Genomic DNA, 20,294 nt, shown 5'->3' on the forward strand with positions numbered 1-20,294 from the left:
GCGCATAAGGAGGAGGCGAAGCTGCGCGGCGCTCATGACCGCCCACCCTACCCCCACCGCTGCCCGCCCGTTCGCTGACGCCCTGTCAATGTCCTAATCCGGAAGCCCTGTTGACACGATAGGTGGAACCGGCCCGGCCGGTTCCGGACCGCGGGCCGCCCGGTGCGGGTAGCGCACCACCAGGACGGCGTGCACGTCGCCCGCCGGGGCCTCGTACAGGTGCGGCACGTCCGCCGCCCAGCCCAGGCAGCCGCCCGGACCGGCCCGGGCCGGCGCCGCGGCGTCCCCCGCCCGGGCCGTGCCGGAGAGCACCACCAGGTGCTCGGTGGCCCCCGGGGTGTGCGGCGCGGAGCGCTGCACCGCGCCCGCCCGGATCCGGACCCGGTACGTCTCGCAGACCGCCGCCGCGTCCCCGAATCGCTCCAGCAGCACCGCGTCCAGGGCCCGGCCGGAGATGTCCGCCGCGTCCGAGGGTGCCAGCAGGGCGGCGCTCAGCGGCAGCCCCAGGGCGGTGGTCAGCGCGTACAGCGTCTCCAGGGTCGGGTTGCGGCGGCCCGCCTCCAGTTCGGACAGCGTCGCCTTGCCGATGCCCGAGCGGCGGGCCAGCTCCGACAGCGACAGGCCCCGGGAGACGCGCAACTCGCGCGCCCGCAGGCCCACTTGCACCGCCAGGGTGACACCGCCGGGGCCCCGGAGGGCGGCCGGTTGATCCGAAACTCGCACAAGGCCTATCGTTCCACATGCGGAACGTTCCGTATGTGGAACGCCAGGACTTCGTCAACTCCGCGACCTTCGTGGAACGCCAGCACTCCGCCTCCCAAGGAGCACCCATGGAATCGACGACCACCAGCCTCCCGCTGCCCGCCCGCAGCGAGCAGGTCGCCCAGGCCCTCGCCGCCGCCGGGATCCCGGGCACGGTCAGGCAGCTCGCGGACTCGACCCGCACCGCCGCCGAGGCCGCCGCCGCGCTCGGCTGCGAGGTCGGCGCGATCGCCAACAGCCTGGTCTTCCTCTCCGACGGCCAGGCCGTCCTGGTCCTCACCAGCGGCCGCCACAAGGTGGACACCGCCGCGCTGGCTGCCCGCTGGGGCCGCGGCAAGCTCCGGCGGGCCACTCCCGAGCAGGTCCGCGAGGCCACCGGCCAGGCCATCGGCGGCGTCGCCCCCACCGGCCACCCCGCCCCGCTGCCCACCGTGGTCGACCAGGCCCTGACCGACTACCCCCGGGTCTGGGCCGCCGCGGGCACCCCGCACACCGTCTTCCCCACCACCGCGGAGGAGTTGCTCCGCCTCACCGGCGGCACCCTGCTGCCGGTCGGGCCGGACGAGGACTGACCCCTCCCGGAGCACCCACGGGCCCCGCCCGCGTCCTGTACCCCAGGCCGCGGACGGGGCCCGTGCCGTTTCCGCCGCCCGGCCGCGGGCTGGGAGAGCGCTCTCCGCGCATGCTCCAGGGAAATTGAGATGTCGTCGTCAGGGTCTCTACTTTTCTCTCGCCATGAACTAACCTAATGCCGCGGTGTTTCCCCCAGGTGAAGCCGAGGTTTCAAGTCGTCCCCACGTACGGCTTGACGCCTGACGCTTCCTGTCCCGACACTCCGCCGGGAGAGCGCTCTCCAAGGTTCTCCCGCCCCACCCCACCCATCCTCACAGCAGGAGGAGCCATGCGGCTCGCCCCTCCCCCCTCCGGTGCCCCCACGCGCCGGACGCCTGCCGTACTCGCCGCCGCGGCCCTGGTCGCCGGTGCGGTCATGACGATCCCGGGCACCGCGCAGGCCGCGGACTCGCTGATCTCCCAGGGCAAGACGGTCACCGCCTCGTCCACCGAGAACGGCGGCACCCCGGCCACCGCGGCCGTCGACGGCGACCTCGGGACCCGCTGGTCCTCGGCCGCCTCCGACCAGCAGTGGCTGCAGGTCGACCTCGGCTCGGTCTCCACCGTCAGCAAGGTCCAGCTGAACTGGGAGGCCGCGTACGGCAAGGCCTACCAGATCCAGACGTCCACCGACGGCACCACCTGGACGACGATCTACTCCACCACCACCGGCACCGGCGGCACCGAGGTCCTGAACGTCTCCGGCTCCGGCCGCTACGTCCGGATGAACGGCATCACCCGCGGCACCGGGTACGGCTACTCCCTCTGGGAGTTCCAGGTCTACGGCACCCAGGGCGGCACCCCCACCGGCAACCCCTCGGGCTCCACCTGCTCCACCGCCAACGCCGCGCAGGGCAAGACCGCCACCGCCTCCTCCACCGAGAACGGCGGCACCCCCGCCTCCTCCGCCGTGGACGGCAACCTCGGCACCCGCTGGTCCTCGGCCGCCGCCGACCCGCAGTGGCTGCAGGTCGACCTCGGCTCCGTCCAGCAGCTGTGCCAGGTCGACCTCAAGTGGGAGGCCGCGTACGGCAAGGCCTACCAGATCCAGGCCTCCGCCGACGGCAGCACCTGGGCCACGATCTACTCCACCACCACCGGCGCGGGCGGCAACGAGACGCTCAACGTCTCCGGCTCCGGCCGCTACGTCCGGATGTACGGCACCCAGCGCGCCACCGCCTACGGCTACTCGCTGTGGGAGATGGGCGTCCACACCGGCGGCGGCGGCTCCACCACCCCGCCCGTGCAGGGCGGCGGCGACCTCGGCCCGAACGTGCTGGTCTTCGACCCGTCCACGCCGAACATCCAGGCCACCGTCGACTCCGTCTTCGCCAAGCAGGAGTCCAACCAGTTCGGCACCGACCGCTACGCGCTGCTGTTCAAGCCCGGCACGTACAACAACATCAACGCCCAGATCGGCTTCTACACCTCGATCGCGGGCCTGGGCCTGAACCCGGACGACACCACCTTCAACGGCGACGTCACCGTCGACGCGGGCTGGTTCAACGGCAACGCCACCCAGAACTTCTGGCGCTCCGCCGAGAACCTGCACCTCAAGCCGGTCAGCGGCACCGACCGCTGGGCCGTCTCGCAGGCCGCCCCGTTCCGCCGGATGCACGTCGAGGGCGGCCTCAACCTCGCCCCGAGCGGTTACGGCTGGGCCTCCGGCGGCTACATCGCCGACTCGAGGATCGACGGCCAGGTCGGCAACTACTCGCAGCAGCAGTGGTACACCCGCGACAGCTCCATCGGCGGGTTCTCCAACGGCGTGTGGAACCAGACCTTCTCCGGCGTCCAGGGCGCCCCCGCCCAGGGTTTCCCGAACCCGCCGTACACCACGCTCGACACCACGCCCGTCTCGCAGGAGAAGCCGTTCCTCTACCTGGACGGCAACGACTACAAGGTGTTCGTGCCCGCCAAGCGCACCAACGCCCGCGGCACCTCCTGGGGCAGCGGCACCCCGCAGGGCACCTCGCTGCCGCTCAGCCAGTTCTACGTGGTGAAGGCCGGCGCCACCGCCGCCAGCATCAACCAGGCGCTCGCCCAGGGCCTGAACCTGCTCTTCACCCCCGGCGTCTACCACGTCGACCAGACCATCAACGTCACCCGCCCGGACACCGTGGTGCTCGGCCTCGGCCTCGCCACCGTCATCCCGGACAACGGCGTCACCGCGATGAAGGTCGCCGACGTCGACGGCGTCAAGGTCTCCGGCCTGCTGCTGGACGCGGGCACCACCAACTCCCCGGCCCTGCTGCAGGTCGGCAACGACACCCCCGGCGCGAGCCACGCGGCCGACCCGGTCGTCATCCAGGACGTCTTCGTCCGGGTCGGCGGCGTCACCGCGGGCAAGGCCACCAACGGCATGGTGATCAACAGCAACAACACCGTCGTCGACCACACCTGGATCTGGCGCGCCGACCACGGCGCGGGCGTCGGCTGGGACACCAACCGCTCCGACTACGGCTTCGTCGTGGGCGGCAACGACGTCCTCGCCACCGGCCTGTTCGTCGAGCACTTCAACAAGTACGACGTGTGGTGGAAGGGCAACGGCGGCCGGACGATCTTCTTCCAGAACGAGAAGGCCTACGACGCCCCCAACCAGGCCGCCATCCAGAACGGCACCACCAAGGGCTACGCCGCCTACAAGGTCGAGAACAACGTCACCACCCACGAGGGCTGGGGCCTGGGCAGCTACTGCTACTTCAACGTCGACCCGACCATCGTGATGGACCACGGCTTCGAGGTCCCGGACACCGCGGGCGTCAAGCTGCACGACGTCCTGGTCAACTCGCTCGGCGGCAAAGGCCAGTTCCTGCACGTGGTCAACAACACCGGCGCCGGGACCTCCGGCACCGGGACCGTCCCCTCCAACCTGGTCTCCTACCCGTAACCGCGGGCGGACCGGGCACGACCCGACAGCACAGCAGGACCTGACAGCACAGGCGGCCACCGTCCCCGGGCCGGGGGGCGGTGGCCGCCGCCGTCTCACCCCACCGGGCCGCCCAGCGCCAGCTCCCGGCCCCGCCAGCGGCGGCGCAGCCAGCGGTCGTGCCCCGCCACCACCACCGCGCCCGGGCCGCCCGCGCCGATCGCCTCCTCCAACTCGTCGCACAGCAGGGGCGACAGGTGGTTGGTCGGCTCGTCCAGCAGCAGCACCTGCGGCGGGCGCGCCACCAGCAGCGCCAGCGCCAGCCGGCGGCGCTGGCCCACCGACAGGGCGCCCACCGGACGCTCCAGGTCCGCCGCCGCCAGCAGGCCCAGCGCCGACAGCGGCACCCGCTCCGCCCGCTCCGGGCCCACCACCGCCGCGTAGGTGGCGGCGGCGGTGCGGTCCGGACGGGCGAACACCGTGTCCTGCGCCAGCAGGCCCACCGTCAGGCCGGGCCGCCGGTGCACCGTCCCGCCCGCCGCCGCCAGCCGACCGGCCAGCACCGCCAGCAGCGTCGACTTGCCCGTCCCGTTCCCACCGGTCACCAACAGCCGCTCCCCGTCGGCCAGTTCCAGCGAGACCGGGGGCAGCCGACCGGGGACGCCGACCCGCCGCAGGGCGAGCAGCGGGCCGGACCCCTCCTCCGGCGCGTCCGCCTCCCCGCCCGCCACCAGCGCGGGCGGGGCGAACCGCAGCGGGACGGGCGGCGCGGCGACCCGCGCCCGCTCCAGCTCCGCCAACCGCCGCGCCGCGTCGCGCACCCGGCGGGAGACCTGCTGCTGCACCCGGCCCGCCCGGTGCCCGTACCCCATCTTCTCGTTGTCGGTGCGCCCCCGGTCCGGGGCCACCCGGTGCGCGGTCACCCCCGCGGAGTGCCGCAGCCGCTCCACCTCCTGCTGCTCCTCGGCGTACCGGCGCTCCCAGTGCTCCCGGGCGGCCCGCTTCGCGGACAGGTAGGAGAGGTAGCCGCCGCCGAAGCGGACCGGGCCGCCCACCGCCGGGTCCAGGTCGACCAGGTCGGTGCAGACCGCCTCCAGGAACGCCCGGTCGTGGCTGGCCACCACCACCGTGCCCGGCAGCGCCGTCAGCCGGGCCTCCAGGAAGGCGGCCGCCGCGTCGTCCAGGTGGTTGGTCGGCTCGTCCAGCAGCAGCGCCGACGGGCGGCGCACCAGCAGCGCCGCCAGCGCCAGCCGGCCGCGCTGGCCGCCGGAGAGCGAACCGAGGGCGCGCTCCGGCCCGAGGCCGGACAGGCCCAGGCCGTCCAGCACCAGGGCGGCCCGGCGGTCGGCGTCCCAGGAGCCGCGGGCCTCGGCCTGCTCCAGGCGCCGCCCGTACTGCTCCAACAGCCCCGGCAGGGACGGGTGCTGATCCGGCAGCTCCGCCAGCTCGGCTCCCAGGCGCTCCAGTTCGGCCAGGTCGGCGCGGGCCTCGCGCAGCGCTTCCGCCAGCACCGAGGCGATCGTCGCGTCCGCCTCGAACGGCAACTCCTGGTGCAGGAAACCCAGATCGGCGGGCCGGACGACGCTCCCGGCGTCCGGCTCGTCCACCCCGGCCAGCACCCGCAGCAGCGTCGACTTGCCGCAGCCGTTCTCGCCGATCAGACCGATCCGGCGTCCCGGCGCCGCCGTCAGTGACACCCCGTCCAGCACCCGGCGGCCGCCCAGGACGCGCACCACGTCCTGCGCGAGCAGCGCGCTCACCCCGCCACCTCCGTCAACTGCCCGTCCGCCAGCAGCAACCGGCGCTGCACCCCGATGCCCGCCAGGAACCGCTCGTCGTGGCTGACCACCACGAACGCACCCCGGTACGCGTTCAGCGCGCTCTCCAACTGGCCCACGCCCACCAGGTCCAGGTTGTTGGTCGGCTCGTCCAGCAGCAGCAACTGCGGCGCGGGCTCCGCGCACAGCACGCACGCCAGCGTCGCCCGCAGCCGCTCGCCGCCCGACAGCACCCGCACCGGCAGGTGCGCCCCCGCGCCCCGGAACAGGAACCTGGCCAGCAGGTTCATCCGCTCCGCCTCCGGCCGCTCCGGCGCGAAGCGGGCGAAGTTCTCCGCCACCGACCGGTCCTCGTCCAGCAGGTCCAGCCGCTGCGACAGGTACGCCACCCGGCCCTCGCCGCGCCGCAACTCCCCGCCAGTCAACGGCAGATCGCCGCTGACCAGCCGCAGCAGGGTGGACTTCCCGGCGCCGTTCGCCCCCGTCAGCGCGATCCGCTCCGGGCCGCGCACGATCAGGTCCACCCCGCCCGGCCCGAACACCTGCGCACCGCCCAACTCGGCGCGCAGGCCCGTCCCGTGCAGCAGCGTCCGCCCCGCCGGGACGGCGGTGTCCGGCAGCTCCAGGCTCAACCGCTGCTCCTCGCGCACCGCCCGCCCCGCCTCGTCCAGCCGGGCCCGCGCCTCGTCCACCCGCGCCGCGTGCACCTGACCGGAACGGCCCGCGGACTCCTGCGCGCCGCGCTTCATGGTGCCCGCGAAGATCTTCGGCAGCCCGGCGCTCTTCAGGTTCCGCGCCGCGTTGCCCGCCCGCCGCTCGGCCCGCTCCCGGGCCTGCTGCAACTCGCGCTTCTCCCGCTTCAGTTGCTGCTCGGCACTGCGGACGTTGCGCTCGGCGACCTCCCGCTCCGCCCGCACCGCCTCCTGGTACGCGGTGAAGTCGCCCCCGTACAAACGCAGTTCACCGCCGTCCAGCTCGGCGATCCGCTCCATCCGGTCCAGCAGCTCCCGGTCGTGGCTGACCAGCAGCAGCGACCCGCGGAACTCGGCGAGGACGTCGTACAGGCGGTGCCGGGCCGCCGCGTCCAGGTTGTTGGTCGGCTCGTCCAGCAGCAGCACGTCCGGACGGCGCAGCAGTTGGGCCGCCAGGCCGAGCGAGACCACCTGGCCGCCGCTGAGCGTGCCCAGCCGGCGCCCCAGCGCCAGGTCGCCCAGGCCGAGGCGGTCGAGCTGGGCGCGGGTGCGCTCCTCGACGTCCCAGTCGTCGCCGATCACCGCGAAGTGCTCCTCCGCGACGTCACCCGACTCGACGGCGTCCAGCGCCCGGATCACCGCGTCGACGCCCAGCACCTCGGCGACGGTCAGGTCCGCCACCAGCGGCAGCGTCTGCGGCAGGTACCCGAGCGTGCCGGAGACCGCCACCGACCCGGCGGTGGGCTGCAGTTCACCGGCGATCAACCGCAGCAGGGTCGACTTGCCGGAGCCGTTCGGCGCGACCAGGCCGGTCCGGCCCGGCGGCACGCTGAACGACAGGTCGTGGAAGACCGGAGTGTCGTCCGGCCAGCAGAAGGACAGGTGGGAGCAGACGACGGCGACGTCGGACACTGTGAGACCTCGAACGGTACGAGGGCAGCGGGGGAGAAGGTGAACTGCCGCTACCCGGAAGGGAAGTGGAAAAAGGGGACGACGAAACGGACCACTCCCGCGGCGCTCCCGCGCGCCGACCGGTGGCCGTCAGGACCGGGTCTCACCCGGAGATGTCGTCGTCACCCGCCACTGCTGTCCCTCTTCCGCACCTCGCGTGCGCACCTGCTGCGCCGCTCCGGACCCTCCGACTGTAACAGGCCGCCCGGCCGGACCACTGGACGCACCAGCCGGGCGGGTGCGCCGGATCGGCCGGGCAGGCGAAGACGTTCAGCACGCACGGCTCCGGCGGCAGGTCCGGCTCCTGCCCGGTGCACGGCCGCGGAAGGGCCGGGCACCGCGCCCGGTGCAGGGGAAAAGGCGCGGTGCCCGGCAGTGGCCCCGCCGGGCCCGGGTGGGGGCGCCGGGGTAGCGCCCGGACCGGCGGGGACGGAGGCGGACGGGCGGTGGGAGCCACCCGTCCACCAGGCTCAGTCGGGGGAGCGGGCGCGGGAGCGGGCGCGCCGGACGGAGGCCGACCCCGCGCCGGGGCCGCGCTGCTCGCGTGCCATGCTGTGCCTCCTTCCCGGCTCCCCCCGGCGGTGCGTGCGCACGCACCACCGGTGACCACGTATCGGTGACCCCGCCGGACGCGCCCGATAACAGAAATCTCACCGCGGCCCGGAGATTTCTGTTGGCGGCCGCCCCCGCGGACGGTCTCCGAGGACGGAGAACGCCGCCGCCCGCACCCCACCTGGAGGAACGCACCCATGCCGCACACCGGACGCAGTGGACCCGACACCGGGACGGTCGCCGCGGCGCGTGCGGGCGACCGCCGTGCGCTCGAGGAACTGGTGGCCCGGAGCCTGCCGCTGGTCTACAACATCGTCGGCCGGGCGCTGAACGGCCACGCCGACACCGACGACGTCGTGCAGGAGACGCTGCTGCGCGCGGTCCGCGGACTGTCCGACCTGCGGGACCCCGCCGCCTTCCGGTCCTGGCTGGTGGCCATCGCCGTCCGGCAGGTCCGCAACCGCCAGCAGGACCGGGCCGCCGCCCTCGACCGCTCCGCCCGCCTGGAGGACGCCGAGGCGATACCCGACCCCGCACTGGACTTCGCGGGCCTCACCGTCCTGCGCCTCGGCCTCGCCGAACAGCGCCGCGAGACCGCCGAGGCCACCCGCTGGCTCGATCCCGACGACCGCGAACTGCTCGCCCTGTGGTGGCTCAAGGAGACCGGCGAACTCGAACAGGCCGACCTGGTCTCCGCGCTCGGCCTCAGCCCCGGCCACGCCGCCGTCCGGACCGGCCGGATGAAGAAGCAGCTCGAACTCTCCCGCCTGGTGGTGCGCGCCCTCGCCGCCGACCCGCGCTGCCCCGCCCTGGACGCGGCCGCCACCGGCTGGAACGGCACCCCCGCCCCGCTCTGGCGCAAGCGCCTGGCCCGCCACGTGCGCGACTGCGAACGCTGCACCGACACCCGGCACGGGCTGCTCCCCGCCGAACGGCTGCTGTACGGCCTGCCGCTGCTCGCCGTCCCGCCGACCCTCGACCCGTCCCGGATCCTCCACGCCCTCACCACGCACGGCCCGGGGCCGGACGGCCCGGGGTCGGACGGTCCGGGGTCGGACGGTCCGGGGTCGGACGGTACGGGCCCGCGGTCGGAGCAGGGCGGACACCGGCCCCGCAGGCGGTCCGGGCACCGGCGCGCACCCTCCGGCGTCCGCGTCCCCAAGCCGGTGCTCGGCGGCGCGGTCGTGGCGCTGGCGGCGGCCGCCGTCCTGGTCGGGGCCGCGCTCACCCCCGGGCGGCCCGCCGCCGCCCCGACGGCGGCGACCGCGCCGCCCGCGGTCGCCGCCGAGGCCGTCCTGCCCACGGCTGCCACGGCTGCCACGGCTGCTACGGCCGCCGCGCCCCTGCCCGGCACGGCCTCGCCCGCACCGTCGGACCCGGCCCCGCCGTCCCCCGCGCGGTCCGCCCCACCGGCCGCCTCCCCGTCCCCGACCGGTACGCCGCCCCGGACCGTCGCGTCCGCGCGCAAGGGCGTCGGCGTGTGGTCCTTCGACGGGGTGAACCAGGCGCTCGCCGCCTCCGGGGCGGGCTGGTACTACACCTGGGCGCCGCAGCACCCCGGCATCACCACGCCCCCCTCGGCGTCCTTCGTCCCGATGATCTGGGGCGCGTCCTCCGTCACCGACGGCGCCCTCGCCCAGGCCCGCGCCAACGGCCCCTACCTGCTCGGCTTCAACGAGCCCGACATGGCTGCCCAGTCGAACATGACGGTCGACCAGGCCCTGGACCTGTGGCCGAAGCTGATGCAGGCCGGGCAGACGCTGGGCAGCCCGGCCGTCGCGTACGGGGCCGACACGCCCGGCGGTTGGCTGGACCGGTTCATGTCCGGCGCCGCCGCCAAGGGGTACCGGGTCGACTTCGTCGCGCTGCACTGGTACGGCGGCGACTTCCGCTCCCCGCAGGCCGTCCAGCAGCTGACCTCCTACCTGGAGGCCGTCCACCAGCGCTACCACAAGCCGATCTGGCTCACCGAGTACGCCCTGATCGACTTCTCCCGGGGCACCCGCTTCCCCACCGCCGACCAGCAGGCCGCCTTCGTCACCGCCTCCACCGAGGCCCTCGACGCGCTGCCCTACCTCCAGCGCTACGCCTGGTTCGGCCTCGGCGCGGACCCGGCGAAGCCGAGCAGCGGCCTGTTCACGGACGGCACCACCCCCACCGCCGCGGGCCGCGCCTACCAGGCCGCCCGCTGACCCGCCGCGCGCCACCATCGGCGCGCGGCGGCCGAGCAGCCCACGGCCCGACGGGCCGGCAGCTCAGCAGCTCAACAGCTCAACGGCTCAGCGCGGCCGGGGCGCGGAAGCCGCCGAGGCGTTCCTCCAGCAGTTCGGCGAGGCGCAGCGGGGTGCGGTCCTCGTACATCGGGCCGATCAGCTGGACGCCGACCGGGAGGCCGTCGGCGGAGGGCCCGGTGGGGACGGCGGTGGCGGGCAGGCCCGGCATGGTGGCGACGCCCGCCCAGGCGAGCTGGTCGAAGTAGGGGTGGGTGGTGCCGTCGACGGTGATCCGGCGGCCCAGCAGGTCGGGGTCCTGCTGGTGCGGGAAGGCGGCGGTGGGGGTGATCGGGGCGACGACGGCGTCGAACTCGGCGAAGAGCTCCCGCCAGCCGCGGCGGTGCAGTTCGCGGCGCTGGTCGGCGGCCACCCAGTCACGGTGGGAGAGCGAGACGCCGCGCACCCGGGCGGCCGCCAGGCTGTGGTCGTCGGCGTCCAACCCGGCCGCCTGGGCGCGCAGTTGCTCGTACATGGCGGGAGGGAAGGTGGCGCCGAGGGCGGAGAACATCAGCAGCGCGTAGACCTCGGCGGCCTCGGCCAGGTCGGGCAGCAGCGGGCTGCGGTGCTCGACGCGGGCGCCGCCGTCGGCGAGCGCGTCGGCGACCCGGGCGAGGCCCGCGCGGACGTCGGCGCCGACCGGGACCAGCGGGTGCGCGTCCAGGAGCAGGACCCGGAAGTCGCGCAGCCGCTCGTGCCGGGCGGGCGGCAGCACGGTGGTGTGGGCCACGCCGAGGGTCAGCGGGTCGGGGCCGGTCATCACGTCGAACAGCAGGGCCAGGTCGCGGGCCGAGCGGGCCATCGGGCCGACCACGGCGAGGTCGATGTCGGCGGGCAGCGCGGGCACCCGCGGCGGGACCATGCCGCGGGTGGGCAGCAGGTGCAGGGTCGGCTTGTGCGCGTACACGCCGCAGAAGTGGGCGGGGGTGCGCAGCGAGCCCGCGATGTCGGTGCCCAGCGACAGCGGGCCGTACCCGGCGGCCAGCGCGGCCGCCGACCCGCCGGAGGAGCCGCCGGGGGTGCGGGCGTGGTCCCACGGGTTGTTGGTGGTGCCGTGGATCTCGTTGTAGGTCTGGATGTCCCGCAGCCCGAGCGGCACGTTGGTCTTGCCGAGCACCACCGCGCCGGCCGCCCTGACCCGGGCCACCTGCAGCGCGTCCTCGGCCGGGACGTACTCCCGGAACTCCGGCAGGCCCCAGGTCGTCGGCAGCCCGGCGACGTTGTACGACTCCTTGACGGTGAGCGGGATGCCCAGCAGCGGCCGGTCCTCCCCGCGCGCCCGGGCCAGGTCGGCCTGCCGCGCGGCCGCCCGGGCCCGCTCGAAGTCCGGCGCGCAGATCGCGTTGACCGCCCCGTCCTCCCGCTCGATCCGGGCGATCGCGCCCTCGGTCAGTTCCGCCGAGGTGACGTCCCCGGAGCGCAGGGCTGCGGTGAGTTCCTCGGCCGTCGCATAGGTCCACTTGTCCATGTGCAGGACCGTACGGCCCCCTCGGGAAGGGCACGAAACACCGCCCGGGGCAACCGGTTCGCCCACAACGACAGTGCGGTGACAGCGGGTTGAGAGCGATCTGACGGTACGGGCGGGCAGCGTGGTGGTCGACGGAGCACCACCGGTGGGAGAGGACGGGAACCATGGACGAGACGCTGGTCGCACGGATGCGGGAGTACCTGGCCGCGGGCGCGGCGATGGACGTGGAGGCGCTGGACGCGCTCTACGACGAGGAGTTCGAGAACCTGCGGATCGACGAGGCGGGCCAGGTGGTGCGGCTGACCAAGGCGCACTTCATGGCCCGGTTCCGGGCCCTGGCCGCGCAGGGGCAGGCGGTCGGCGGCGGCACCGACGACATCCGCTTCCTGGCCACCACCCGGCACGGCGACCAGGGCACCGTCGTCGTGTACCGCTGCGAGCAGGGCGTCCCCGCCCGCTACGCCTTCGTCTGGCGCCGGGTGGACGGCCGGTGGGCCACCGTGCTGCAGGAGCTCACCTTCGAACGGGACGTCACCTACCTGCTGCAGCTCATGGCCGCCGCGTCCGCTCCCGCGGCCGGGTGAGGTTCAGAGGCTGGTCTGCCCCTTGCGCAGCGGCAGCAGCCGCTCCTGCGGGCCGTTGCCGTCCTGCCAGCGCAGCCGGACGGTGAAGCGCCGCCCGCCGCGCTGCCCGTCCCCGACGGGCAGCCACGGCAGCGGGTAGCGGCCGTCGCGGTCGATCCGGGAGAGCGGGAACTCGTCCGCCCCGAGGTCGGCGAGCTGCACCGACTCCCCGTCCGCGGCGGTGAGTTCGAGCTGCACGGCGGTCGCGGGCGCGGGCCCGCGGTTCCACACCACCAGGTGGTACCCGGCCTCCCGGACCGTCCCGTCCGGGAGCTTCACCCGCGCGTACTCCGCCGTCCGGTGGAAGTACGCGGTGACCTCGGCGGCCCGCCCCTCCCGACGGCGGTTGCGGTGCTGCTGGTACGCGGTGGCGGCCGACAGGGCCAGCGCGGCCAGGGCGATCGCGGTGCCCAACCAGGCGTTCACGGTGCTCGGTTCCCCCTCCACTGCACCGCCCGACGGGCCGGGCGGTCGACCCACCCAGGGTGGGGGCCACCGGTGGCGGGCGGGGGAGCGGGTCAGCCGCTCCTGAGGCCCTCCGCGTCGAGGTCGGGCAGGCGGTCCATCCAGCGCGGGGTCCACCAGGCGGCGCCGCCGAGCAGGGTCATCGCGGCGGGGACCATCAGCAGGCGCACCACGGTGGCGTCGATCAGGACGCTGACGGCCAGGCCCAGGCCCATCATCTTGACCACCACGTCGTCGCTGACGACGAACGCCGCGAACACGCTGACCATGATCAGGGCCGCGCAACCGATCACCCGCGCGGTGGTCTCCAGCGCGTGCGCGACCGCGCCGCGGCTGTCGCCGGTCAGGCGCCAGCGCTCGTGGACGCGGGAGAGCAGGAACACCTCGTAGTCCATGCTGAGGCCGAAGACGATCGCGAACATCATCATCGGGACGTAGCTCTCGATCGGCACCTTGCCCGACACCCCGAGCGCGGGCCCGCCCCAGCCCCACTGGAACACCGCGACCAGCACCCCGTACGAGGCGGCGATCGAGACCAGGTTGAGCACGGCCGCCTTCAGCGCGACCAGCGGCGCCCGGAACACCAGCAGGATGATCAGGAACGCCAGCGCCACCACCACCGCGATGATCGGCAGCAGGCGGCCGGCGACGAGGTCCAGGAAGTCGACCTGGGCGGCGGTGGTGCCGGTGACGTACGTGGCGGCGGGCGTGCCCCTCACCGCGTCCGGCAGCACGGTGTCGGCGAGGTGGCCGACCAGGTCGGTGGTCGCCTGCTCCTGCGGGGCCTGCGCGGGCGTGACGGTGGTGAACAGCACGTCGCCGTCCGCACTGGTCTGCAGCGGCGGCACGGTGCCGGTGGTGTCCGGCACGCCGGTCAGCGCCTGCTGGACGGCGGAGGCCAGCGCCGGACGGTCGGCCACGGCGACCGCGCTCTGGTCGACCACCACCGTCAGCGGGCCGTTGGAGCCCGGGCCGAACGCCGCCGACATCAGATCGAACGCCCGCCGGTCGGTGAACGAGGTCGGGTCCGCGCCGTCCCCGATGTGCCCGAGCCGGATCGACGGCAGCGGCACCGCCAGCACCAGCACCGTCACCAGCCCCGCCGCCAGGTACCACCACGGGCGCTGCTCGACCCGCCGCGCGTACCGGTGCCACATGCCGCTCGACGACGCCCCGTCCGCCCCGTCCGCCCCCGCGCCCCCCTCGGCGACCGGCGTGCGGACGGTGTAGCGGTCCATCCGGCGGCCGATCAGGCCCATCAGCGCGGGCAGCAGCGTCAGCGCGCCGCACACCGCCGTCACCACCGTGACGCCCGCCGCCAGGCCCAGCTTCGCCATGAACGAGATGCCCGACACCGACAGGCCCGCCAGCGCGATCACCACCGTGGTGCCGGAGATCAGCACCGCCCGGCCGCTGGTCGCCACCGCGTGCCCGGCCGCCGCCCGCGGGTCCAGGCCGTCCATCAGGTCCTGCCGATGCCGGGTCAGCAGGAACAGCGCGTAGTCGATCCCGACGCCCAGCCCGATCATCGTCGCCAGCGTCGGCGCGACCGTCGCGAAGGTGGTCAGCGCCGCCAGCAGGCCCAGCAGCCCCAGGCCCACCACCACCGCCAGCAGCGCGCTCACCAGCGGCAGCCCCGCCGCGATCACACTGCCGAACCCGACCAGCAGCACCACCACCGCGACCCCGAACCCGATCAGCTCGCTCACCCGGTCGCTCGGCGCCGGCCGCGCCAACTCGCCCAGCGGGCCCCCGTACTCGACCTGCACACCCGCCTGCCGCAGCGGCGCCACCGCCGCGTCCACCTGGTCCAGGTAGTCGTCGCCGAAGGTGGCCGGCGCCCCGTCGAAACGCACCGTCACGTACGCCGTCTGCCCGTCCGCGGACAGCGGGCCGCCCGGCTGCGGCGCCTGGCCCGGCGGCGGCAGCGGGTCCTGCGCCGACAGCACGTGCGGCAGGTGCTGCAGGGAGGTCACCGCCTGGTCGACCTGCGCCTGGAACTGCGTCAGCGGCTGCCCGTCGTGCAGCACCACCTGCGCGCTCGTCCCGCCGACCGCGGGCTCGTGCGCGGCCAGCACGTCCGCGCCGTCCTGCGCCTGCGTGCCCGGCAGCGAGAAGTCGTCCGAGTACGCACCGCCGACGGCCCGGTCCGCGACCTGCACCCCCACCAGCACCACCAGCCAGCCGACGACCACCACCACCGGGTGCCGGGCGCACCACCCGCCCAACCGCCACAACCACCCGCGGCGCGGCGGCGGTCCGGACACTGACGCGGCGTCGGACGAGGACATCGACCCTCCCAGGGGCACAGCGCCACCCGTGCACGGTGACGGGACTCCGACGGTAGGCACGCCCCCGCCAGCCGCCCGTCCACCCGCCCCGCGACACGGCCGAACCCACCCGTACGCCACTGCCCGGCCGGGCCCCGGCGCCCGCCCCGGGCGCTGCTAGCATCGGCGCGTCGCGACTGGCGAGAGGTGGAGCACCACCGGGGAGCGGCGCAGCACAGCACGGGACCGGCACCGTCCGCCTGGGTGTCCTCCGAAGCCGTCACGTCGACTTCACGGAGGGGGCCACCACGATGGACCTTCGGTACGGGATCAACCCGCAGAACACCAACGCCCGCGTCGAGCCGCTGCCCGGCGCGGAGCTGCCGCTGGAACTGCTGCAGGGGCAGCCCTCGTACGTCAACCTGCTGGACGCGCTCAACGCCTGGCAGCTCGTCAGCGAGGCCGCCGCGCTCCTCGGCCGGCCCGCCGCCGCCTCGTTCAAGCACGTCTCCCCGGCCGGCGCCGCCCTCGCCGGGCCGGTCGACCCGGTCACCGCCGAGCTGTACGCCGTGGACCCGGCCGCCGTCGGCCCGCTCACCTCCGCCTACCTGCGGGCCCGCGACGCCGACCCGAAGTCCTCCTACGGCGACTTCGTCGCGGTCTCGCACGAGGTCGACCTCGAACTCGCCGACCTGCTGGCCCGGGTGGTCTCCGACGGCATCGTCGCCCCCGGCTACGCGCCCGGCGTGCTCGGCGTGCTGGCCCGCAAGAAGAACGGCCGCTACCTCGTCCTGGAGGCCCGCCCCGGGCACCGCCCGCCCGCCGTCGAGCGCCGCGAGGTGCACGGACTGCGCCTGGTCCAGGACACCGACACCGCCCCGCTCGGCGCCGACCTGCTCACCGACGTCCGGGTCGGCACCCTCGCCCTCGGCGCCGCCGAGGACCTGCTGCTCGGCCTGGCCGTGCTGCGCCGCACCCAGTCCAACTCGGTCTGCTACCTGCGCGACGGCGCCGCCCTCGGCATCGGCGCGGGCCAGCAGTCCCGGGTCGACTGCACCCGGCTGGCGGGCGCCAAGACCGACACCTGGTGGCTGCGCCGCCACCCCGCCGTCCGGGCCCTGGACTTCCGGCCCGAGGTGCGCCGACAGGACCGGGTCAACTGGCAGATCCGCTACCTGGAGGGCGACTTGACGCCCGACGAGCGCACCCGGTTCGCCGCCGCCCTGCGCGGCGGCGACGTGCCGGACGAACTCGGCCCGGCCGAGCGGGCCGCCTGGACGGCCCGCCTGGACGGCGTCGCGTTCGTCTCCGACGGCTACCTGCCGTTCCGCGACAACGTGGACCACGCCCGCCGCCACGGGGTCCGCGCGATCGCCGAACCCGGCGGCTCGGTGCGCTCCGCCGAGGTCGAGGCCGCCTGCGCCGAGCACGGCATCGCGCTGGTGCACACCGGGCTGCGGCTGTTCCACCACTGACGGCCCGGCGCCGGGACGCCCGGCGCCGGGAGGCCCGTCGGCGACCCGGCGGCCGGGGTGCCGTCACCGCGGCCGGGGCAGCAGGTCGGTCCAGGCGCGCTGTTCGGGGGTGTCCGGGACGGCCAGGCCGCGGGCCCGGGCGATCCGCTCCCAGGCGTCGTCCGGGTCGGCGCCGGAGCGGACCAGGACGGCGGCCGCCAGGAGCGAGGAGCGGCCGATCCCGGCCCGGCAGTGCACCACCAGGTGGTCGCCCGCGGCCAGCCGCCGCGCCAACCCGTCCAGCACCGGCAGGACTTCGGGCAGGGCGGGGACGGTGCGGTCCGGGATCGGCACGGCGGTGAAGCGCAGCCCGGCGGCCCGGGCGAGGGACGCCTCCGCCTCCAGCCCGAGTTCGGCCGACTCCGCCGGGGTGAGCGCGCTGACCAGTTCGCTCACCCCGAGGGCGGTCAGTGCCGCGGTCTCGTCCGCCAGCCAGTCGCCGCCGCGCGGTCGGGCCATGGTGCTGAGCCGGCCGGGGCCGGACCGGTCGACGGTGAACAGGGTGGGGCGCATGACGGGGGTCGACCTCCGGTCGGGACAGGGGTGTTCGGTCGGGCGGGGGCACCGGCCGGCGAGCGGTGAGCGGTGAGGCGCACGGCGTGGCGCGGCGCACGGGACGGCGTGGCGCGGTGCGCGGGACGGCCCGGCGGTCGGCAGGACGGCGGACCGGGGCGTCGGCGGCGGGGGAACGGCCGGACGGGCGCGCGGAGGGGCGGGCACGCGGAGGGACGGGTGCGGCGCGGCGGCGGGCGGTGTGCCGAGGTTAGCACCGCCCGCCGGGGGCGGGGGAGGCGGGTTCGACCGGACCCGGTCCGTTCAGGCCTGGGACGTGCCGAGGAAGCGCAGCACGGCCAGGACGCGGCGGTGGCCGGTGTCGGCGACCGGGAGGTCGAGCTTGGCGAAGATGTTGTTGATGTGCTTGGCGACCGCGCTCTCACCGATCGTCAGGCTCTCCGCGATACCGGTGTTGGAGTGCCCCTCCGCCATCAGGGCCAGGACGTCCCGTTCGCGCGGGGTCAGCCGTTCCAGCGGGTCGCTGCTGCGGCGCAGCAGCAGTTGGGCGACGACCTGCGGGTCCAGCGCGGTGCCGCCCGCGGCGACCCGGCGGACCGTCTCGACGAACTCCGTGACGTCGGCGACGCGCTGTTTGAGCAGGTAGCCGACGCCGCTGGTGTCGGCGGACAGCAGGTCGGCCGCGTAGCGCTCCTCGACGTACTGGGAGAGCAGGACCACTGCCGTCCCCGGTCGGCTGCGGCGGATCTCCAGGGCGGCGCGCACCCCCTCGTCGGTGAAGGCGGGCGGCATCCGGACGTCGACCAGGGCGAGTTCGGGCCGGTGCTGCTCGACCGCCGCCAGCAGGGACGGGGCGTCGCCGACCTCGGCGACGACCTGGAAGCCGCCCATCTCCAGCACCTTGACCAGGCCGACCCGGAGCAGCACCGAGTCCTCGGCGATCACCGCGCGCACGGCAGCTCCGCGGTCACGGTGGTGGGCCCGCCCACGGGGCTGGTGACGTGGAAGGAGCCGTCGACCGAGCCGACCCGTCTGGCCAGCCCGCTCAGCCCCGTCCCGGCGGAGGGGTCGGCGCCGCCGAGCCCGTTGTCCGTGACGTTCACCCGCAGCACCGGACCGACCTGCTCCACCGTCACCTCGGTGCGGGTCGCCCCGGCGTGCTTGGTCACGTTGGTCAGCGCCTCGGAGACCACGAAGTAGGCCACCGACTCCACGCCGGGCGGCACCCGCTCGTCGAGGTCGACCCGCAGGCGCACCGGCACGGGGAGCCGGGCGGCCAGGCCGGACAGCGCCGCGTCCAGCCCGCGGTCCTCCAGCACGGCGGGGTGCAGCCCCCGCACCAGGTCGTTGAGTTCGGCGATGGCGTCCTTGGCCTCCAGGTGGGCTTCGGCGAGGGCCGTGCGGGCCCCGGCGGGCAGGTCGGGGGTGGTGGCCAGGACCAGGCCGAGGTTGACGGCGAGCGAGACCAGCCGCTGCTGGGTGCCGTCGTGCAGGTCCCGTTCTATGCGGCGGCGTTCGGCGTCGACCGCCTCGATCAGGCCGGTGCGGCTCTCCGCCAGGTGCTCGACCCGCCGCTGGAGCCGCTGGGAGCGGCTGGGGCCGAGCAGGGCCGCGGCCGCGCGCGACTCGCCCCGGGCGGTCGCGCCCGCCAGCCAGGGCAGGGCGGCCAGCAGGAGCAGCCCGGCCAGCGTGTAGCACGGCAGTTGCGTCGCGTACCCGAGCCAGCCCCGGCGGCCCGGCGCGGGCACCGCCCAGGCCCAGCCGTAGGCGGTGGCGCCGGCCAGGCCCGCGACGGCGGCGGCCAGCACCAGCAGCTCCGCGGCGGCCAGCAGCGGGCCCAGCAGCAGGTGGTAGCCGACCTGGCGCCAGGTCTGCGCCGAGGACAGCCAGCGGGACACCTGCCGGGCCGCCACCGCCCACGACCACGGCCCGGGGTCGGGCTCCGGGGGTGCCACGTCCACCCCGAGGAAGGCGCGGTGGCGGACCCGCTGGACGGCCGTCAGCAGCGGGGCGCCGAGCACGACCAGGACGGCCGCCACCTGGAAGGCCGGTTTCCAGTGCCCGGTCCTGGCGGTGAACGTCGCGGCCCAGCTCCACACCGGCACCAGGGCCAGGTGCAGCGGGACGCCGACGGCCAGGAAGCCGGCGTCGCGCCGCAGCCGCCGGGCTCGGAGTGCCGGGCGCCGCGGCCCGGGTCGAATCATCACGCCTCGACGGTAGGGCACCGCCGCGCGGGCGCACCATGAAGCCCGCACCCGACTTCGTGGTGAACCCAGCACCACCCCGCCCGCTGGTTCAGGGGGCGTGCGGGGGGCGGCCGGCCAGGCCGTTCAGGAGGAGGTCGGTGAGGGTGTCGACGACCTCGGCGTCGTCGTGGGCGGGGTGGTCGGCGGTGAGCAGGGCGTAGGAGAGCAGGGAGAGCATCGCGCCCATCGCGGGGGCGAGCAGGGCGGGGTCGCCGGGCAGCGGGTGGCCCTGTTCGCGCAGGTGGTCGAGGTGGTCGCGCAGGACGTCGGTGTCCGCGGTGAGGCGCTGCCAGGCGCGGCCGGAGCGGGGCCCCTCGGCGACCATCGACTCGAAGACGGCGACGGTGACCGGCAGGTGGTCGCGCATCGCCCGCCAGGACGCGCCGACGTGCGCGTGCAGCTGGGCCCGGTCGCTGAGGTCGTGGTCGCGCGGGTGGACCTCGGCGACGACCTGCCCGCGGGCCTGGGCGCGGACGTCCTCGAGCAGGGCGCGCAGCAGCTCGTCCTTGTCGGCGAAGTGCGCGTAGAACGAGCCGGTGGCCCGGCCGGCGGCCGCGGTGATGTCGGTGATCTTGGTGTTGAGGTAGCCCCGCTCGACGAACTGCCGCCGGGCGGCCTCCAGCAGCGCCGCCCTGGTCTCCGCCGCCTGCGCCTTGCGCACGCCCATCGCGTCCGGCCTCCCTCTCCCGTTCCGGTCGGGCCTTGACCC

At 75.3% G+C, this 20,294-nt stretch carries 15 protein-coding genes and 1 riboswitch; of the genes, 5 read left to right on the forward strand and 10 right to left on the reverse strand.

Features of this window, described 5'->3' with window-relative positions; translation table 11 throughout:
- Positions 1 to 93 precede the first annotated feature (93 nt).
- Entirely contained in the window at positions 94 to 660 is a 567-nt protein-coding gene (locus QSK52_RS15330; protein WP_285736781.1) for a helix-turn-helix domain-containing protein, read from the reverse strand.
- Positions 661 to 830: 170 nt separating this feature from the next.
- Between QSK52_RS15330 and QSK52_RS15335 the strand changes: the two genes are divergently transcribed.
- Positions 831 to 1,334 carry a YbaK/EbsC family protein gene (locus QSK52_RS15335; RefSeq protein WP_285736599.1) on the forward strand — a complete coding sequence of 168 codons (504 nt, stop codon included), beginning with the start codon at positions 831 to 833 and terminating at the stop codon, positions 1,332 to 1,334.
- A gap of 416 nt (positions 1,335 to 1,750) precedes the next feature.
- A complete protein-coding gene (locus QSK52_RS15340) occupies positions 1,751 to 4,264 on the forward strand; it encodes a discoidin domain-containing protein (RefSeq protein ID WP_285736600.1) in 2,514 nt (837 codons plus the stop codon).
- Positions 4,265 to 4,359: 95 nt separating this feature from the next.
- On the opposite strand, the gene QSK52_RS15345 is transcribed toward QSK52_RS15340, so the two are convergent.
- Both QSK52_RS15345 and QSK52_RS15350 read right to left on the reverse strand, forming a co-directional pair.
- On the reverse strand, positions 4,360 to 6,003 hold the full coding sequence (locus tag QSK52_RS15345; RefSeq protein WP_285736601.1) for an ABC-F family ATP-binding cassette domain-containing protein: 1,644 nt from the start codon (positions 6,001 to 6,003) through the stop codon (positions 4,360 to 4,362).
- The gene (locus QSK52_RS15350) at positions 6,000 to 7,625 is read right to left on the reverse strand and encodes an ABC-F family ATP-binding cassette domain-containing protein (protein WP_285736602.1); all 1,626 of its coding nucleotides are present in this window, start codon (positions 7,623 to 7,625) and stop codon (positions 6,000 to 6,002) included. The genes QSK52_RS15345 and QSK52_RS15350 overlap by 4 nt, the downstream gene beginning before the upstream one ends.
- 788 nt (positions 7,626 to 8,413) lie before the next feature.
- Between QSK52_RS15350 and QSK52_RS15355 the strand changes: the two genes are divergently transcribed.
- Complete coding sequence (locus tag QSK52_RS15355) at positions 8,414 to 10,408, forward strand: sigma-70 family RNA polymerase sigma factor (RefSeq protein ID WP_285736603.1); 1,995 nt, start codon at positions 8,414 to 8,416, stop codon at positions 10,406 to 10,408.
- Between the two features lie 79 nt (positions 10,409 to 10,487).
- Here the strand turns inward: QSK52_RS15355 and QSK52_RS15360 are convergent, their stop codons facing one another.
- On the reverse strand, positions 10,488 to 11,954 hold the full coding sequence (locus QSK52_RS15360; RefSeq protein WP_285736604.1) for an amidase: 1,467 nt from the start codon (positions 11,952 to 11,954) through the stop codon (positions 10,488 to 10,490).
- A 164-nt stretch (positions 11,955 to 12,118) separates the two neighbouring features.
- Between QSK52_RS15360 and QSK52_RS15365 the strand changes: the two genes are divergently transcribed.
- The gene (locus QSK52_RS15365) at positions 12,119 to 12,538 is read left to right on the forward strand and encodes a nuclear transport factor 2 family protein (RefSeq protein ID WP_285736605.1); all 420 of its coding nucleotides are present in this window, start codon (positions 12,119 to 12,121) and stop codon (positions 12,536 to 12,538) included.
- A 3-nt stretch (positions 12,539 to 12,541) separates the two neighbouring features.
- Here the strand turns inward: QSK52_RS15365 and QSK52_RS15370 are convergent, their stop codons facing one another.
- Positions 12,542 to 13,003 carry a hypothetical protein gene (locus tag QSK52_RS15370; RefSeq protein ID WP_285736606.1) on the reverse strand — a complete coding sequence of 154 codons (462 nt, stop codon included), beginning with the start codon at positions 13,001 to 13,003 and terminating at the stop codon, positions 12,542 to 12,544.
- A gap of 92 nt (positions 13,004 to 13,095) precedes the next feature.
- Positions 13,096 to 15,333, reverse strand: coding sequence for an MMPL family transporter (locus QSK52_RS15375; RefSeq protein WP_285736607.1), 2,238 nt, complete (start codon positions 15,331 to 15,333; stop codon positions 13,096 to 13,098).
- Between the two features lie 162 nt (positions 15,334 to 15,495).
- Positions 15,496 to 15,585, forward strand: a riboswitch (ZMP/ZTP riboswitch).
- 38 nt (positions 15,586 to 15,623) lie between these two features.
- Here QSK52_RS15375 and QSK52_RS15380 point away from each other — a divergent pair.
- Positions 15,624 to 16,787: a phosphoribosylaminoimidazolecarboxamide formyltransferase gene (locus tag QSK52_RS15380; RefSeq protein ID WP_285736608.1), complete on the forward strand. Its 1,164-nt coding sequence runs from the start codon at positions 15,624 to 15,626 to the stop codon at positions 16,785 to 16,787.
- Positions 16,788 to 16,850: 63 nt separating this feature from the next.
- Here the strand turns inward: QSK52_RS15380 and QSK52_RS15385 are convergent, their stop codons facing one another.
- The 4 genes from QSK52_RS15385 to QSK52_RS15400 all read right to left on the reverse strand — a co-directional run bounded on the left by QSK52_RS15385 (position 16,851) and on the right by QSK52_RS15400 (position 20,252).
- Positions 16,851 to 17,339 (reverse strand): protein-tyrosine phosphatase family protein, encoded by a 489-nt coding sequence (locus tag QSK52_RS15385; RefSeq protein ID WP_285736609.1) that lies wholly within the window; start codon positions 17,337 to 17,339, stop codon positions 16,851 to 16,853.
- Between the two features lie 303 nt (positions 17,340 to 17,642).
- Complete coding sequence (locus QSK52_RS15390) at positions 17,643 to 18,293, reverse strand: response regulator transcription factor (RefSeq protein ID WP_285736610.1); 651 nt, start codon at positions 18,291 to 18,293, stop codon at positions 17,643 to 17,645.
- Positions 18,281 to 19,543, reverse strand: coding sequence for a sensor histidine kinase (locus QSK52_RS15395; protein WP_285736782.1), 1,263 nt, complete (start codon positions 19,541 to 19,543; stop codon positions 18,281 to 18,283). Before QSK52_RS15395 ends, QSK52_RS15390 begins: the two co-directional genes overlap by 13 nt.
- 91 nt (positions 19,544 to 19,634) lie before the next feature.
- A complete protein-coding gene (locus tag QSK52_RS15400; protein WP_285736611.1) occupies positions 19,635 to 20,252 on the reverse strand; it encodes a TetR/AcrR family transcriptional regulator in 618 nt (205 codons plus the stop codon).
- Positions 20,253 to 20,294: the final 42 nt, after the last annotated feature.

The organism is Kitasatospora phosalacinea (assembly GCF_030268885.1).
GTDB lineage: Bacteria > Actinomycetota > Actinomycetes > Streptomycetales > Streptomycetaceae > Kitasatospora > Kitasatospora phosalacinea_C.

Coding starts and splice junctions, on each gene's coding strand:
- QSK52_RS15375 (WP_285736607.1), bottom strand. CDS start 15,333: ATGTCCTCGTCCGACGCCGCGTCAGTGTCCGGACCGCCGCCGCGCCGC.
- QSK52_RS15355 (WP_285736603.1), top strand. CDS start 8,414: ATGCCGCACACCGGACGCAGTGGACCCGACACCGGGACGGTCGCCGCG.
- QSK52_RS15365 (WP_285736605.1), top strand. CDS start 12,119: ATGGACGAGACGCTGGTCGCACGGATGCGGGAGTACCTGGCCGCGGGC.
- QSK52_RS15395 (WP_285736782.1), bottom strand. CDS start 19,543: ATGATTCGACCCGGGCCGCGGCGCCCGGCACTCCGAGCCCGGCGGCTG.
- QSK52_RS15400 (WP_285736611.1), bottom strand. CDS start 20,252: ATGGGCGTGCGCAAGGCGCAGGCGGCGGAGACCAGGGCGGCGCTGCTG.
- QSK52_RS15385 (WP_285736609.1), bottom strand. CDS start 17,339: ATGCGCCCCACCCTGTTCACCGTCGACCGGTCCGGCCCCGGCCGGCTC.
- QSK52_RS15335 (WP_285736599.1), top strand. CDS start 831: ATGGAATCGACGACCACCAGCCTCCCGCTGCCCGCCCGCAGCGAGCAG.
- QSK52_RS15360 (WP_285736604.1), bottom strand. CDS start 11,954: ATGGACAAGTGGACCTATGCGACGGCCGAGGAACTCACCGCAGCCCTG.
- QSK52_RS15380 (WP_285736608.1), top strand. CDS start 15,624: ATGGACCTTCGGTACGGGATCAACCCGCAGAACACCAACGCCCGCGTC.
- QSK52_RS15340 (WP_285736600.1), top strand. CDS start 1,751: ATGACGATCCCGGGCACCGCGCAGGCCGCGGACTCGCTGATCTCCCAG.